At 70.3% G+C, this 15,588-nt stretch carries 16 protein-coding genes; 6 read left to right on the top strand and 10 right to left on the bottom strand.

Going from position 1 to position 15,588, the window contains the following annotated elements:
• Window positions 1-9: 9 nt before the first annotated feature.
• The 3 genes from BIV04_RS00080 to BIV04_RS00070 form a co-directional block, all read right to left on the bottom strand.
• On the bottom strand, window positions 10-1,338 hold the full coding sequence (locus tag BIV04_RS00080) for a class II 3-deoxy-7-phosphoheptulonate synthase (RefSeq protein WP_055977030.1): 1,329 nt from the start codon (window positions 1,336-1,338) through the stop codon (window positions 10-12).
• Between the two features lie 95 nt (window positions 1,339-1,433).
• Window positions 1,434-2,123 carry a 1-acyl-sn-glycerol-3-phosphate acyltransferase gene (locus BIV04_RS00075; RefSeq protein ID WP_071253212.1) on the bottom strand — a complete coding sequence of 230 codons (690 nt, stop codon included), beginning with the start codon at window positions 2,121-2,123 and terminating at the stop codon, window positions 1,434-1,436.
• 30 nt (window positions 2,124-2,153) lie between these two features.
• Window positions 2,154-3,104: an ROK family glucokinase gene (locus BIV04_RS00070; RefSeq protein WP_071253210.1), complete on the bottom strand. Its 951-nt coding sequence runs from the start codon at window positions 3,102-3,104 to the stop codon at window positions 2,154-2,156.
• Between the two features lie 101 nt (window positions 3,105-3,205).
• Between BIV04_RS00070 and BIV04_RS00065 the strand changes: the two genes are divergently transcribed.
• On the top strand, window positions 3,206-5,044 hold the full coding sequence (locus BIV04_RS00065) for a long-chain fatty acid--CoA ligase (protein WP_071253208.1): 1,839 nt from the start codon (window positions 3,206-3,208) through the stop codon (window positions 5,042-5,044).
• Here BIV04_RS00065 and def read toward each other — a convergent pair whose 3' ends face one another.
• Window positions 5,045-5,542 carry a peptide deformylase gene (gene def, locus BIV04_RS00060; RefSeq protein ID WP_071253206.1) on the bottom strand — a complete coding sequence of 166 codons (498 nt, stop codon included), beginning with the start codon at window positions 5,540-5,542 and terminating at the stop codon, window positions 5,045-5,047.
• A 160-nt stretch (window positions 5,543-5,702) separates the two neighbouring features.
• On the opposite strand from def, the gene BIV04_RS00055 reads away from it, so the two are divergent.
• Entirely contained in the window at window positions 5,703-6,515 is an 813-nt protein-coding gene (locus BIV04_RS00055) for a ParA family protein (protein ID WP_054146774.1), read from the top strand.
• 94 nt (window positions 6,516-6,609) lie between these two features.
• Here BIV04_RS00055 and BIV04_RS00050 read toward each other — a convergent pair whose 3' ends face one another.
• The 3 genes from BIV04_RS00050 to BIV04_RS00040 form a co-directional block, all read right to left on the bottom strand.
• Complete coding sequence (locus BIV04_RS00050; RefSeq protein ID WP_043595057.1) at window positions 6,610-7,158, bottom strand: MerR family transcriptional regulator; 549 nt, start codon at window positions 7,156-7,158, stop codon at window positions 6,610-6,612.
• 154 nt (window positions 7,159-7,312) lie between these two features.
• On the bottom strand, window positions 7,313-8,011 hold the full coding sequence (locus tag BIV04_RS00045; RefSeq protein WP_071253204.1) for a MerR family transcriptional regulator: 699 nt from the start codon (window positions 8,009-8,011) through the stop codon (window positions 7,313-7,315).
• A 2-nt stretch (window positions 8,012-8,013) separates the two neighbouring features.
• Entirely contained in the window at window positions 8,014-8,502 is a 489-nt protein-coding gene (locus BIV04_RS00040; RefSeq protein ID WP_071253202.1) for an FHA domain-containing protein, read from the bottom strand.
• 233 nt (window positions 8,503-8,735) lie between these two features.
• Between BIV04_RS00040 and BIV04_RS00035 the strand changes: the two genes are divergently transcribed.
• On the top strand, window positions 8,736-10,241 hold the full coding sequence (locus BIV04_RS00035) for a S1C family serine protease (protein WP_143048485.1): 1,506 nt from the start codon (window positions 8,736-8,738) through the stop codon (window positions 10,239-10,241).
• Window positions 10,242-10,303: 62 nt separating this feature from the next.
• On the opposite strand, the gene BIV04_RS00030 is transcribed toward BIV04_RS00035, so the two are convergent.
• The 3 genes from BIV04_RS00030 to BIV04_RS00020 all read right to left on the bottom strand — a co-directional run bounded on the left by BIV04_RS00030 (window position 10,304) and on the right by BIV04_RS00020 (window position 13,020).
• Window positions 10,304-11,287: an NUDIX domain-containing protein gene (locus tag BIV04_RS00030; protein WP_143048484.1), complete on the bottom strand. Its 984-nt coding sequence runs from the start codon at window positions 11,285-11,287 to the stop codon at window positions 10,304-10,306.
• A 307-nt stretch (window positions 11,288-11,594) separates the two neighbouring features.
• Window positions 11,595-12,542 (bottom strand): DnaJ domain-containing protein, encoded by a 948-nt coding sequence (locus tag BIV04_RS00025; protein WP_071253200.1) that lies wholly within the window; start codon window positions 12,540-12,542, stop codon window positions 11,595-11,597.
• A gap of 70 nt (window positions 12,543-12,612) precedes the next feature.
• Window positions 12,613-13,020 (bottom strand): TIGR02611 family protein, encoded by a 408-nt coding sequence (locus BIV04_RS00020; protein ID WP_083396021.1) that lies wholly within the window; start codon window positions 13,018-13,020, stop codon window positions 12,613-12,615.
• Between the two features lie 62 nt (window positions 13,021-13,082).
• Here BIV04_RS00020 and BIV04_RS00015 point away from each other — a divergent pair, with 62 nt between their 5' ends.
• From BIV04_RS00015 to BIV04_RS00005, 3 genes are all read left to right on the top strand, one after another.
• Window positions 13,083-14,054, top strand: coding sequence for an aldo/keto reductase (locus tag BIV04_RS00015; protein ID WP_071253198.1), 972 nt, complete (start codon window positions 13,083-13,085; stop codon window positions 14,052-14,054).
• 13 nt (window positions 14,055-14,067) lie between these two features.
• On the top strand, window positions 14,068-14,931 hold the full coding sequence (locus tag BIV04_RS00010; RefSeq protein ID WP_071253196.1) for an aldo/keto reductase: 864 nt from the start codon (window positions 14,068-14,070) through the stop codon (window positions 14,929-14,931).
• A 71-nt stretch (window positions 14,932-15,002) separates the two neighbouring features.
• The gene (locus BIV04_RS00005; protein ID WP_071253195.1) at window positions 15,003-15,551 is read left to right on the top strand and encodes a YbhB/YbcL family Raf kinase inhibitor-like protein; all 549 of its coding nucleotides are present in this window, start codon (window positions 15,003-15,005) and stop codon (window positions 15,549-15,551) included.
• The last annotated feature ends 37 nt before the right edge of the window (window positions 15,552-15,588 follow it).

Below are 15,588 nucleotides of genomic sequence, written 5' to 3'. Positions count from 1 at the left end.
CGACGAGACTCAGTCCGCAGCGAGCTCTTCGGACACCAGGAAGGCCAGCTCGAGCGACTGCATGTGGTTGAGACGCGGGTCGCAGAGGGACTCGTAGCGAGTGGCAAGCGTCGCTTCGTCGATGTGCTCAGAACCCCCCAGGCACTCGGTGACGTCGTCACCGGTCAACTCGATGTGGATTCCGCCGGGGTGCGTCCCGGCCGCTCGATGTGCCTCGAAGAACCCCTTCACCTCGTCCATGATCTCTTCGAACCGGCGGGTCTTGTAACCCGTGGGCGTCGTCAGACCGTTGCCGTGCATCGGATCACTGACCCACAGGGGCGTCGCATCCGCCTTCTTGATGGCCTCGAGGAGGGGAGGCAAGGCATCGCGGATCGTGCCCGCGCCCATGCGCGTGATGAAGGTCAGACGACCGGGCTCACGCTCGGGGTCGAGCTTGTCGATGAGGCGCAGCATGTCGTCGGCCGTCGTCGTCGGGCCCAGCTTCACACCGATCGGATTGCGCACCCGCGAGAGGAAGTCGACGTGGGCGCCGTCGAGGTCACGCGTCCGCTCACCGATCCACACGAAGTGGGACGAGAGCACGTACGGAGTGCCCGTTCGCGAGTCGATCCGGGTCAGGGGGCGCTCGTAGTCCATGAGCAGGCCCTCGTGGCTGGTGTAGAACTCGACGCGCTTGAGCTCGTCGAAGTCCGCCCCGGCCGCCTCCATGAAGCGGATCGCCTTGTCGATCTCGCGAGCGAGGTGTTCGTACTGGGCGTTGGCCGGGTTGCTGGCGAAGCCCTTGTTCCAGCTGTGCACCTGACGGAGGTCGGCGAAGCCGCCCTGTGTGAAGGCCCGGATCAGATTGATCGTCGAGGCCGAGGTGTGGTACCCCTTCACCAGCCGAGACGCATCCGCGCGCCGGGACTCGGGGGTGAAGTCGTAGCCGTTCACGATGTCACCGCGGTAGGCCGGCAGCGTGACGCCGTCACGGGTCTCGGTGTCGCTGGAGCGCGGCTTGGCGAACTGGCCGGCCATGCGGCCCATCTTGATGACGGGGACGGACGCGCCGTACGTGAGGACCACCGCCATCTGCAGGATGGTCTTGACGCGGTCACGGATCTGGTCGGCCGTCGCTCCTGCGAAGGTCTCGGCGCAGTCACCGCCCTGCAACAGGAACGCCTCGCCCCGGGCCGCCGAGGCCAACCGCGTGCGAAGGGTGTCGACCTCGCCCGCGAAGACGAGTGGCGGCAGCGTGGACAGCTCGGCCGAGGCGGCCTCGACGGCTGCACCGTCGTGCCACGTGGGCTGCTGCTTGATGGGGAGCGTGCGCCAATGGTCGAGACCGTCGATCACGTCGGGATCGGTGACGACGAACGGTTCGGTGAGCTGGGCCACGGTCTTCCTTGCCAGTTGACGGTCTCGAGGCCGAACGACCTCGACAGGCGAGCCTACCGTGAAAGGGTCGAGCGCTTCTCTTTCACGCTGGTCGCGTAGACGTCGCTGTACTGCTGGCCGCTGAGGGCGTTGAGCTCGTACATGATCTCGTCCGTGATGGACCGCAGGATGAACCGGTCGCCTTCCATGCCCTCGAAGCGGCTGAAGTCGAGCGGTTCGCCGAAGACGATCCCGACGCGGTGCAGACGCGGGATCTTGGTCCCGGTCTTCATGACCTTCTCGGTTCCGATCATGGCCACGGGGATCACGGGCACGTGACCCTCGAGGATCATGCGCGCCACCCCCGTCCGGCCTCGGTACAGCTTGCCGTCGGGGCTCCGGGTGCCCTCGGGGTAGATGCCGAGTTGCTCTCCGCGGCGCAGGACCGACAGGCCCGTCGCCAGCGACGCCTCGGAGGCCTTACCCCCGGACCGGTCGATGGAGAGCTGCCCCGTGGCCGTGAAGAACAGCCGGATGGCCCAGCCCTTGATGCCCTTGCCGGTGAAGTAGTCGCTCTTCGCGAGGAAGGAGATGCGCCGATCGAGGGCGAGCGGCAAGAAGATCGAGTCGACGAACGAGAGGTGGTTGCTCGCGAAGATGACGGCACCCGAGGCCGGGACGTGCTCGCGACCACTGACCCAGGGTCGGAAGATCGACAGGACGAGCGGACTCGCGACCATCGTCTTCAGGAACCAGTAGAGCATCGATGCTCCTCTCGTCGGGGCGTCGGGAGTCTAGCGGTCGCCGGCGTGGAGGCGGGCGAGGTCGGCGGCCCCCACGACCCCCGCGTCGTTCACGAGCTCGGCGATCACGAACTCGGGCTCGGGGTGGTAGCCGCGAGCAGGCAGGTGCTCGAGGTACGCCGCACGCACGGGCGCCAGCAGCAGCTCGCCGGACTGCGCCACGCCACCGCCGAAGACGAAGACCTGCGGGTCGAGGATCGCGCTCAGCGACGCAGCGGCCTGACCGAGCCAGGTGCCGAGGCGGCGCAGGGCCTCGACGGCGCCGGCGTCGCCGGACTGGAGCAACAGGCTGACGTCGTGGCCCGAGAGCTCGCCGCTCTCGGCGCGCAGATCGGCGAGGCCGCGGCCGACGCCCCCCTCGTCGGCGACCTCACCCGCGATCCGCAGCAGGGCGCGGCCCGAGCCGTACTGCTCGATGCAGCCGCGGGCGCCGCAGCCGCAAGGAAGGCCGTCGGGCACGATCCGCATGTGACCGAGCTCGCCGCCCGTGCCGAAGCCCCCGCGCAGGAGGCGGTCCTGCGCCACGATGGCACCACCCACCCCCGTGCCGATGGTGAGCATGGTCATGTCGCTGGCGAGACGGCCGGCCCCGAACCGGAACTCGGCCCAGCCGGCGGCGTTCGCGTCGTTGTCGATCGTGATGTGCAGGTCGAGCCGTTCGGACAGCCGCGCCCGCAGGGGTTCGTTCCGCCACGCGATGTTGGGTGTGTAGTAGACGGTCGACTGGGCGGCGTCGATGAAGCCGGGAGCGGCCACTCCGGCGGCCACGACCTCGGGGTGACGTGCCTGCAACGAGGTGATCATGTCGACGACCGCGTCGACGATCGCCCCCGCGTCGCCCGCGGGCGTCGCGACTCGCTCTTCGTCGACGATCTCGCCGAACTCGGTGACCACCCCGCCCGCGATCTTCGTCCCGCCGATGTCGATTCCGATTGCCTGCACGAGGATCGAGTCTATCCTCGACGACCGATCACCTTCAGCACCGTCCCCGGCGAGGTCGCGTTAGGGTTGTCGGACCATCGTTCGGTACCGAAGGAGCTGCCGTGAACGAACACATCGTCCCATCCGCCGTCCCGGCCGACCCGTCCGCCAACGCGACCGACCTCCTGCTCGCGCGGGCCGCGGCCACGCCTGACGAGCCCCTCTTCGCCGTCCCGGACGGAACGGGCGGGTGGCGCGACGTCACGGCAGCCCGGTTCCTCGAGCAGGTGCGCGCACTCGCGAAGGGACTCATCGCAGCAGGCGTCGGACCAGGCGACAAGATCGGCCTCATGTGCCGCACGCGCTACGAGTGGACCCTCATCGATTTCGCGACCTGGTTCGCCGGTGCCCTGCTCGTCCCCGTCTACGAGACGTCGTCGCCCGCACAGGTCCACTGGAACCTCAGCGACTCGGAGGCCGTGGCCGTCATCGTCGAGACCGCGGACCACTTCTCGCGGTTCGACGAGGTGCACCCCGAGCTGCCCGCCGTGACGCGCGTCTGGCAGGTCGACCTGGGTGACCTCGACAAGCTCGCCGCATCGGGTGTCGACGTGTCCGACGACGAACTCGAGGCCCGCCGCAGCGCGGCCGTCGCCGACGACGTCGCCACGATCATCTACACCTCGGGCACCACGGGCCGCCCCAAGGGATGCGTGCTGACCCACGCCAACTTCGTCGAGACGAGCCGCAACGCCGCCGTCGCCATGAGCGACGTCGTGGCCCCCGGCTCGTCCACCCTCTTGTTCGTGACGACCGCGCACGTCTTCGCGCGCTTCATCGCGGTGATGTCCGTCCACGCCGGGGTGAAGGTCGGCCACCAGGCCGACACGAAGCAGTTGCTGCCGTCGCTGGCCTCGTTCAAGCCGAGCTTCCTGCTCGCGGTCCCCCGCGTCTTCGAGAAGGTCTACAACTCGGCCGAGCAGAAGGCCGAGGCCGGGGGCAAGGGCGGCATCTTCCGGCAGGCCGTCGCCGTCGCCATCGCCCACAGCAAGGCACTCGACGAAGGCACCGTGCCCCTGGGCCTCAAGCTCCGCTTCGCACTGTTCGACCGACTCGTCTACGGCAAGCTCAAGAAGGCCATGGGCGGCAACATCCGCTACGCCGTCTCGGGCTCGGCTCCACTCGGCACGCGCCTCGGCCACTTCTTCCGCAGTCTCGACATCCGCATCCTCGAGGGCTACGGGCTGACCGAGACCACGGCTCCGGCGGCCGTCAACCTCGTCTCGAAGTTCAAGATCGGGACGGTCGGGCCGGCGTTGCCCGGGGTCGGCATCAAGATCGCCGACGACGGAGAAGTGCTCGTCAAGGGCGTCAACGTCTTCGCGGGGTACTGGAAGGACGACGAGGCCACGGCTGCCGTCCTGGACGACGGATGGTTCCGCACCGGAGACCTCGGGTCGCTCGACGCCGACGGCTATCTCACCATCACCGGCCGGAAGAAAGAGATCATCGTCACCGCCGGAGGCAAGAACGTCTCCCCGGCGGCTCTGGAGGACCCCATCAGGGCGAACCCCCTGGTCGGCCAGGTCGTCGTGGTGGGCGACCAGCGCCCGTTCGTCGCCGCCCTCGTCACCCTCGACACCGAGATGCTGCCCGTGTGGCTGAACAACGCCGGCGAGGCGGCCGACATGCCCCTGGCCGAGGCGGCCCGGCACCCGAAGGTGCGCGCCGAGATCCAACGGGCCGTCGACGCCGCGAACGCGGCGGTCTCGCGAGCCGAGTCGATCCGCAAGTTCGAGATCCTGCCGGTCGAGTTCACCGAGGCCGGAGGTCACCTCACCCCCAAGATGAGTGTCAAGCGTGCCGTCGTGGTGGACGACTTCGCCCAGCAGATCGCCGACATCTACACCGCCCACCCCGACACCGAGTCGGTTCGGACGATCACCGCACGGGGACGGTGATCAGGCGCGCCACCAGTCGGCGGCACGGATCTCGCGCATGGCCTCGCGTTTGGTCTCGGGCTCGAGGGTGAGCACGTAGAGCGTACCGTCGAGGTGGTCCGTCTCGTGTTGGAGGGCCTGGGCCATGAGCCCGGTGCCCTCGAGCACGACCTTCCGGCCGTCGAGGTCGACCCCCTCGACCCGGGCGTACTCGTAGCGCGGGGTCGGGAACCAGAACCCGGGCACCGAGAGACAGCCCTCGTCGACCAGGGTCTTCTCGCCCGAGACCTCGACGACGACGGGGTTCAGGACGTAACCGACCTGCCCGTCGACGTTGTAGCTGAAGGCCCGGAGCGACACCCCGATCTGGGCGGCCGCGACCCCGGCCCGCCCCGGCTCGCGAACGGTGTCGACGAGGTCCTCGACCAGGGACGCGAGGCGCGGGTCACCGATGGTCACGGGGTCCGACGTCGATCGAAGGACGGGATCGCCGAACAGGCGGATGGGTCTCACGCTCACGGCGCGCCTCCTGGGGTGGGTCTGGGTGTGGTGCGGACGACGCGTCGCGACACCGTGACGACGACGGGCGGGCCGGCGCGGTCACTTCGTGGAAGCGGACGCACGCCGCATCGACGTGGCTGTTGGGTGATTCAACAGTAGTGAAGGTATCGTCTGTGTCGTGCATGTACTCAGCGTCAGCTCTCTCAAAGGGGGCGTCGGCAAGACGACGGTGACGCTCGGACTCACGTCGGCCGCCTTCGCCAAAGGTCTCAGGACCCTCGTCGTCGACCTCGATCCCCAGTCCGACGTCTCGACCGGCCTCGACATCACGGTCTCCGGCCACCTCAACGTCGCGGACGTCCTCGCTTCGCCGAAAGAGAAGACGGTCCGGGCGGCGATCGCGCCCAGCGGCTGGACGAAGGGCCGCCAGGGCAAGGTCGACGTCATGATCGGAAGCCCTTCGGCCATCAACTTCGACGGTCCGCACCCGTCGATCCGTGACATCTGGAAGCTCGAAGAGGCCTTGGCCAACGTCGAGGCCGACTACGACCTCGTCCTGATCGACTGCGCTCCGTCCCTCAACGCCCTCACCCGCACGGCGTGGGCCGCGTCCGACCGCGTGACGGTCGTCACCGAACCGGGTCTGTTCAGCGTGGCCGCCGCCGACCGAGCCCTCCGGGCCATCGAGGAGATCCGTCGGGGTCTGTCACCGCGCCTCCAGCCCCTCGGCATCATCGTCAACCGTGCTCGCGTGCAGTCGCTCGAGCACCAGTTCCGCATCAAAGAGCTGCGCGACATGTTCGGCCCCCTCGTCCTGTCGCCCCAGCTGCCCGAGCGCACGTCGCTGCAGCAGGCCCAGGGCGCGGCCAAGCCTCTGCACGCCTGGCCCGGCGAGAGCGCTCAGGAGATGGCCCGCAACTTCGACCAGCTGCTCGAGCGCATCATGCGGACGGCCAAGATCGGCGACTACGCCGAACCTGCTGCCCGCTGAACCGGCGACCGCCCCTGGCGCGACGAGGAAGGCCCCGCACGAGATCGTGCGGGGCCTTCGTCGTCCTCGACCGCGTGTCGCGGTCGAGGGCTGATCAGCTGGCGCGTGTGCCGCGTCGGGCCGCGAGCTCGTCGGACGGATCGGCGGCGGGTGTGCTGTCGATCTCGACGAGACTCGACTCGACCTCGCGGAGGACCTTGCCCACGGCGATGCCGAAGACGCCCTGACCGCGGCTGACGAGGTCGATGACCTCGTCGTCCGACGTGCACAGGTAGACGCTGGCCCCGTCGCTCATCAGGGTCGTCTGGGCGAGGTCGTTCACCCCGGCTTCGCGGAGCTGGTTGACGGCCGTGCGGATCTGCTGGAGCGAGATGCCCGTGTCGAGGAGGCGCTTGACGAGCTTGAGGACGAGGATGTCGCGGAATCCGTAGAGGCGTTGCGAGCCCGAGCCGGCTGCGCCGCGGATGGTCGGCTCGACCAGTTCGGTGCGCGCCCAGTAGTCGAGCTGGCGGTAGCTGATGCCGGCGGCCTTGGCCGCGACGGTGCCGCGGTAGCCGCTGTCGGCGTCGTGTTCGGGCAGGCCGTCGGTGAAGAGCAGACCCAGCTCGTAGCGGGATTCCTCGGGGGAACCTGACTCACTCATGCTGTTGCCTTCCACGTTCTTCTTCCGGAGCTCAACGTTCAACATCGGGTTGATGGTTGTACAGGACTCACGGTACCCACAACGGGGAGCTGCCTGGGCGACATTCGCTCCGACGGGTCGGCGTGTCGAGGATATTCGCCCGGAGCGTGGACGTCTAGGCGTCGAGACGCCCGAGAGCCGATCGGACGAGGCCCGACCGGACGACGTCGACCTGCGCCGCGAGCTCGCGGGAGAGCTCGGCGACCCGCGCCCGGGACGCCGCGTCGTGCTTGCGAGCGAGCGGAGCGAGGGCCGTCTCGATGAGGCCGAGTTCGCGGTCGACCGAGGCACGGACCGTCCGCAGGTGACGAGGTTCGATGCCCGACCTGCCCAGCTCGACCAGGGCCGACAGCACCGAGACCGACTCGTCACCGTATCGACCCGCCGACGGCAGGAGCGACGCCGAGACGGCCTCGTCGAGCAGCGCGGGCGACGCCCCCGTCTCGCGCAGCAACTCGTCGCGACCGAGCCGACGACCGTGCGTCAGGATCGAGACGGGCGCCGCCCCGGACGGGAGCGACGCCGGGCGACCGGCGTCGAGGTCGGCGAGGTGCTGACGGATGACCTTGAGCGGCAGGTAGTGGTCACGCTGGAGCCCGAGGATGAAGCGGAGGCGCTCGACGTCTGCCGGCGAGAACTTGCGGTAGCCAGACGGGGTGCGCACCGGCGTGACCAGCTCGCGCTCTTCGAGGAAGCGCAGTTTGCTGTTCGACAGGTCGGGGAACTCGGGCTTGAGCCGAGAGAGGACCTGCCCGATCGTCAACAGGTCGGACGGCCCGGTCTGCGACGACCGGGCGGCGGCGGTGCGGGGCACGACTACTTGATTGCCAGGTTCGCGAGGTCGACCCGCGATGCGTAGAACGTGAGGCGGAACTTGCCGACCTGGACCTCGGCCCCGTCGGAGAGCCGGGCCTCGTCGATGCGGACGCCGTCGAAGTAGGTGCCGTTCAACGACCCGAGATCGCGCACGCTGAAGCTGATGCCCTCGCGGCGGAACTCGGCGTGCTTGCGGCTGACCGTGACGTCGTCGAGGAAGATGCCGGCCTCGGGGTGACGCCCGGCGATCGTGACGTCGGAGTCGAGGAGGAATCGTGCGCCGATGTTGGGGCCGCGGCGGACCACGAGCAGTGCAGAACCCGAAGGCAGGGCGGCGACGGCGTCACGCTCGTCGGTGGACACGCCTCCCTCGAGGGCGGCCAGTTGCGCCTGGAACTCTTCGTTGAAGCTGAGGGTCGTGTCGACCTCGCGAGGGGCGCCGGGAGCGCGGTCCTGCTCGCCGGGTGCCGGGTTGGCGGGCTGTGCCATCGTGGACCTCCTTTGGCGTCCCAGCGTATCGGAACTCCGACCCTCGTCGGGAACCGATTTCGGGGACCGCCCGCTCGGATGGCGGGTGCCGGCCGTGGCGAGACGATCTCGGCTTCGTTCACCGCGCCTCCTCATGGGACTCCCCACCGCCTCAGGGTCTGGTCATAGGGATCTCTTGGGGTCGCACCGTTCCATGGACCCATCGTCACCACCATCGCCACAGGAGGCACACCATGAACGACCGAGACGGCGACACCACGACCGGCACCCCGAACGACGCCACGCCCGTGACGCCCTCCGCGTCGACCGAGCAGCAGGCCGGGGAGAACGTCGAGCAGGCCACCGGACAGCCCGCCGAGGCACGCACCCTCCCCCACGTCACCGGCGCGTCCGACGCACGCTACGTGTCGGCGGCCCCGACCTGGATGGCCCACGACGATTCGCACCAGTCGTACGACGCGACGTCGGGCACCTCCGCGACGACCGGCGGCGACGGCGCACACGGCACGGTACCCCCGGCCTTCGGCGGCGCCCCCAGGCCCCGCCGGTCGAAGAAGTGGCTCGCCCTCACCGGTGCGGCGGCTGCCGTCGTCATCGTCGCGGGTGCGGCGGGCGGCGGTGCCTACGCCGCCGGTCGCTCGGCCGGAACTGCAGCGGCACAGGCCGCCAGCGAACGCCAGGCCCTCGAGCTGCTGCCCCAGCTCACGCAGCCGGGCAGCGGCTCGAGCGGCTCGACGTCTCCGTTCGGCGGCTCGACCCCGCAGGGCGGATCATCGCAGGGCGGGTCGTTGCAGCAGGGCACCTCGACCCAGACCAGTGCCACGGCGGCGACCGACGAGGAGAAGGCCGGCGTCGTCACCATCGTGTCGACCCTGAACTACGACGCCTCGTACAAGTCCGCGGGCACGGGCATGATCCTGACCTCGGGCGGGCTCATCCTGACGAACAACCACGTCGTCCAGGGCGCCACCAGCATCCAGGTGACCGTCGAGTCGACGGGCAAGACCTACACGGCCGACGTCGTGGGCACGGACGCCACGAACGACGTGGCCGTGCTGAAGCTGCAGGACGCGACCGGCCTCACCCCGGTGAGCTTCGACTCGTCCGGCGACGTCGCCCAGGGCGACGTCGTCCACTCGACGGGCAATGCCGAGGGCACGGGCGACCTGGTCACCGCCCAGGGCACGGTCCTCGCCACGGACCAGTCGATCACGGTCCAGAGCGAGTCCGGCTCGGGCACCGAGTCGCTGTCGGGTCTCATCGAGGTCGACGCGGACGTGGTCTCGGGCGACTCCGGCGGCCCGCTGCGCGACAGCGACGGTGACGTCGTCGGCATCGTGACGGCGGCCTCGCAGGGCTCCTCGACGATCACCGGGTACGCCATCCCGATCGACCACGCGCTGGCGATCGCCAAGCAGATCCAGTCGGGCACGGGCAGCTCCACGGTGCAGATCGGCCTGCCCGCCTTCCTCGGCGCGCAGATCTCGAGCACGGCGACCGGCACCGCGGGCGGCGTCACGATCGCCGGCACCGTCGAGGGCAGCGCGGCAGCGTCGGCCGGCCTCGTCGCCGGCGACGTGATCACCGCGATCGACGGGACGACCGTGGTGGACTCGTCCGCACTCACGGCCGCGATCCAGGCGCACGACTCGGGTGACCAGGTCTCGGTGACCTGGACCGACACGGCCGGCACGTCCCACACCGCCACCGTCACGCTGGGCGACGGCCCCGCCGCCTGACGCGAGACCGAGGGCGGACGGGCCCGCGTCACCGGTCGGTGGCGCGGGCCCGTCCGTCCGTGTCAGTCGAGGCCGACGGCATGGCGGAAGGCGCCCGGACGCACCACGGCCGCTCCGAGGGCGGCGACCCGGTCGGTGAGGCCCCGGTCGGCGGTCACGACGACGACACGAGGCGCCACGCCGGACACGTCGCGCAGGCCGCGCACACGGGCCACGATCGCCGAGTCGCCGTCGGCCTCGGCACGATCGACGGTCAGACCGGGGAACGTGTCGCCGACGGCCCGCGCCTCGCCTTCGACGACGGCTGTCGTCTCCGGCCACCGCCAGGTGGGCGCCCCGGGCGGCTCGGCGGCGGAGCCGGCCGCGAACGCCGCGGCGTCCGTCGGGGAGGCGCTCCGGTCCGGCCGACCCGCCACCACTTGCGTGTCGTCCCCTCGTCCGCCGGGTGAGACGAGCGACTCGGCCACTCCGTCCCGGGCGCCGCGTGAAAGGGCGTCGAGGAACCGGTTCGTGGCACCGACGCGGTCGCGCCACCAGCCGTCGGGTCGGGAGCCGAGGACGTTCGCGACGTCGACGACGACGTGCACCTCGCTCCCGAGCTCGGGTCGGAGCCTCGGCCACGAGGCGGCGAACCCAGGGTGCAGCGGGAGACCGAACACCTCGTCGGCCGGCACCCAGCCCAGCGCGATGCTCTCGGCGTCCGAGACCACGGGTTCGAAGGAACGCTCGGCGCGGGCGACGACGGTCGTGTACGACCAGAAGCCGAGGTCGAGCTCGGCGGCGAACAGCAGTCGCAACGCGTCACGCGGCACGGCGGCCTCTTCACCGCTCTCGCGCAGGGCGCCCTCGACCGCGCTCTCACCGTGATGGCGGGCTCCGCCGGGAAGCCCCCACGTGCCGCCGAAATGGCTCCAGTCGGCTCGGTGCTGCAGCAGCACCCGGTCGTCCGGGTCGACGACGAGCAGACCCGCGGCCCCGGCGCGGCCCCAGAACCGACGTCCGTCGGGGGCCTCGACCCAGCCGTCCGCGGGCTCCTGCGTGTTCACACGGTCGAGCTTGCCACAGGGACGAGGAGGCGGTGCCCGCGTCGCGCGCAGGACGTCACGTCGACCGCTCGGCCCGGTGGCAGGCGACCAAACCGATGAGGCGGGTGCTCCGAAGGAACGCGTGGGGCTGGCCCGGAACCCGATGTCGGGCCAGCCCTCCCCCGGTTCCGGCACCGCGCCTCCTCGGGGCCCGTGTCGGGTCGAGCTGGTACGGACGACGGGTGGCCCCTCTCGGACACGACACGACCGACGGACGCCGGCGTCACGCCCCGAGTGACCCCTGTCGGGCCCCGGGCGTCAGCCCCCGTCAGACGAACCGGATGGCCTGCTGCAGCCTCGCGCGCACCTCGAAGACGTCCGAGATGCTCGTGCGGTCGCCCAGCTCGGGCCCGTGTCGGAGGACCTGCGGCAGCAGCGACCGGCGCACGACCCAGGTGCCGCCCGCCCGGCGCCCGACCTTCTCGAGGGCGGGAGCGAAGTCGTCGTCGGGCACGACGATCAGTTGGGCCGTGAACGACACACGGGTCTCTCGTCTGACGGCCCGGGCCTGACGCGTGAGGTCGCGGACGGGCTCTTCGTCGGAGGGGATGCCCCGACCGACGAGCTCGCCCCGGGACACCTGCACCTCGCTGCCCCAGTCGGAGGACTGGACGGCGAACAGGCCCGACGGTCCGAGCACGACGTGGTCGAGCTTGCCCTCGGCGCCCGCGTCGACGTCGCTCCAGATGGTGAAGCCGATGCCGAGATCGGTGACGGCCGCGACGGTGGCTTCTTCGGCCATCGCGTCGGCCAGCACGTGACGGATCTCGGGAGGCGCGCTGCGGACGAGACGCTCGTCGTACGGGTCGTCGAGCGGGACGCCCCGACCGACCCACTCGCGCATGAGGCCGAGGTACCGCTCACGGTTCGCACCCCCGGGGTGACCGTGGACCCGGGCCTTGGGCTTGGAGTCGGTCCGAGCCGGCTCGCGCGGCGGCGGTGACCAGCCGGGGGCACTCGACCCCGCGGACCGCGCACTGCCCGTGGGAGCGGTGCTTCGTGAGCCCGACCCCCGGTCGTAGGCGGCACGGGCCTCGGGCGTACCCACCTGTTGCCAGGCGTGCTGCAGGTCACGGAAGGCCTGCGCGGTGCCCCCGAGGTCGGGATGGGTCTGGCGGGCCAGCCGTCGGTAGGCGCGGCGCAGGTCGTCGGTCGACGCCGTCGACGGCACGCCGAGCACCTCGTAGGGCGTGGCGGAGGCGGGACTGGGCGTCACGACGGCGACATTACCGAACGTCCGCTGGACGTATGATCGACAGCCGCCGGGACGTGGTCGGCCCTGTGGTTCACCGCGACGGGGCGGCCGAGGGGTCCACGGTGGACGATCGGCGCACCGACCGGGCGACCCGCCACGCACGCCACCGGAGACGAGCGCGCCGCGCGAGGCGACGCACCCACTGGGTGATGCGGTGGGCGGCCGGGAACTCGGTGCCGAGCACCGCGACGCCGACGAAGACGATGAGCCAACCGGGCCCGGGCAGCGGGACGAGGACCAGGCCCACGACGACGATCAAGGCCCCGAGCACCCCGACGCCGATCTTGTAGAGCAACCGGAGCCGCGGATGCCCGTCGAGGCGGAGTCGCATCTTCGCGTGACCGTCCCGCAGGGCACGGCGCCGTCTGCCGCGGTGCGGGCCGGCCCCGCGGTGCTCGACCGGGGGCACGCCGTCCGGGGTCTCGGGCTGCTCGTCCATGACGGCGACGTTAGGGGGCGTTCCTGTGAGCACCACGCCCCACGAGGGGGTAACCAGGGAACATGGATTACACACACCTCGGACGCACAGGGTTGTCCGTCTCACGGGCCGTGCTCGGCACGATGAACTTCGGGCCGCAGACCACGGAGGACGACTCCCACGCGATCATGGATCGGGCGCACGAGCTCGGCGTCAACTTCTTCGACACGGCGAACGTCTACGGCTGGGAGAAGGGCGAAGGCATCACCGAGAAGATCATCGGTCGGTGGTTCGCCCGCGGAGGTGGACGACGGGAGAAGACCGTCCTCGCCACCAAGCTGTACGGCGACATGGGCGACTGGCCGAACGACGGGAAGCTCAGTGCGCTCAACATCCGACGTGCGCTCGACGCGAGCCTGAAGCGACTGCAGACGGACCACATCGACCTCTACCAGTTCCACCACGTGGACCGTGAGACCCCGTGGGAGGAGATCTGGCAGGCGATGGAGGTCGCCGTCCAGCAGGGCAAGGTGCTCTACGTCGGAAGCAGCAACTTCGCCGGATGGCACATCGCCCAGGCCCAGGAGGCCGCGAAGGCTCGACACTTCACCGGCCTCGTGAGCGAGCAATCGATCTACAACCTGATCGTGCGGGACGTCGAGCGCGAGACCCTTCCTGCCGCCCGGCACTACGGCCTCGGCATGATCCCGTGGTCGCCGCTGAACGGCGGCCTGCTGGGTGGCGTCATCGAGAAGACCGAAGAGGGGTCGCGTCGACTCGAGGGACGGAGCGCCGACTACGTGGCCGAGCACCGCGACCAGCTGGAGGCCTACGAGGCCTTCGCGCGGGAGCTCGGGCACGCCCCGGGCGAGGTCGCTCTCGCGTGGCTGCTCCACCAGCCGGGCGTCACCGGGCCGATCACCGGCCCCCGGACCATGGCACAACTGGAGTCGGCCGTCGCGGCCGTCGACGTGACGCTGGACGAGGCCGCGCTGGCGCGGCTGGACGAGATCTTCCCCGGGCACGAGACGTCGCCCGAGGACTACGCGTGGTGAACCGGAGGACGACATGAAGACCAGGACAATCGGAGACGTGACGGTCAGTGCCATCGGCTTGGGCGGCATGCCCTTGTCGATCGAGGGCCGACCCGACGAGAAGCAGGGAATCGCGACGATCCACGCCGCGCTCGAACAGGGGATCACCTTGATCGACACGGCCGACGCCTACCACCAGGCCGGCAAGGACGAGGTCGGGCACAACGAACTGCTCATCGCCAAGGCGCTGAAGAGCTACCACGCAGACACCGATCAGGTGCTCGTCGCCACGAAGGGTGGGCACCTCCGCCCCGAGGCGGGAGCCTGGGCCCAGAACGGTGACCCCGCCTACCTGAAGGAGGCCGCCAAGGCCTCCGCGAAGCGGCTCGGCGTCGAGACGATCGGGTTGTACCAGTTCCACCGCCCGGACCCGGCGGTGCCCTATGCCGACTCGATCGGTGCCCTGGCGGAGCTGCTCGACGAGGGCGTCATCCGCATGGCGGGCATCTCGAACGCCACCCCCGACCAGATCCGCGAGGCGAACGAGGTGCTCGACGAGCGCCTCGTCTCCGTCCAGAACCAGTACTCGCCCGCGTTCCGGTCGAGCGAGGCGGAGCTCGTGCTGTGCGACGAGATGGGCATCGCGTTCCTCCCGTGGAGCCCCCTCGGCGGGATCACGAACGCGGGTGAGCTCGGGGCGAAGCACGCCGTGTTCGCCGAGATCGCCAACGCCCGACGGGTCACCCCCCAGGTGCTGACGCTCGCCTGGGAACTCGCCAAGTCCGAGCTCGTCGTCCCGATCCCGGGGTCGACCCGCCCGCAGACGATCATGAACTCGGCCACGGCGACGTCGATCAAGCTCTCGGCCGACGAGATCCAGCGGCTCGACGCCGCCTGACCGGACACCGGTGCGCCCGCCCCTCGGGGCGGGCGCACCGTCACGACCACCCCGAACGAACAGGAGACCCCATGGCCGACGCCAACCTGACCCGCCCGTACGACATCATCGGCATCGTGCCCGAGTTCGAGCTCACGAGCACGGACCTCACCGACGGGGGCGAGCTGCAGCGCGCCCAGGTGAGCGGCATCATGGGCCCCGGCGGAGACGACGCCAGCCCCCAGCTGAGCTGGTCCGGCGCACCCGACGGCACCAAGAGCTTCGCCGTCACCGTCTACGACCCCTACGCTCCGACGGGGTCGGGCTTCTGGCACTGGGCCGTGGCCGACCTTCCCGCCGGCACGACGTCGCTGCCCTCCGGTGCAGGTGACGACCAGGGCTCGGGTCTGCCCGAGGGTGCGATCCAGTTGAAGAACGACGGCGGGCTCGCCCGTTACGTCGGCGCCGCACCGCCCGAGGGTCACGGACCGCACACCTACTTCGTCGCGGTGCATGCCCTCGACGTCGAGAAGATCGGGGTCGACGAGACCGCCAGCCCCGCGTACCTCGGCTTCAACCTGCACTTCCACACGCTGGCCCGCGCCGTGATCTCGGCCACCTTCGAGGTCCCGGCGGCCTGATCCGACACGCTCGACGTCGACACGACGACGCCCCGCC

The sequence above is a fragment of the Frigoribacterium sp. MCBA15_019 genome, assembly GCF_001864945.1.
GTDB lineage: Bacteria > Actinomycetota > Actinomycetes > Actinomycetales > Microbacteriaceae > Frigoribacterium.
Note: the sequence above shows the minus strand (reverse complement) of the source record. Positions and strands in the feature narration are given on the sequence as shown.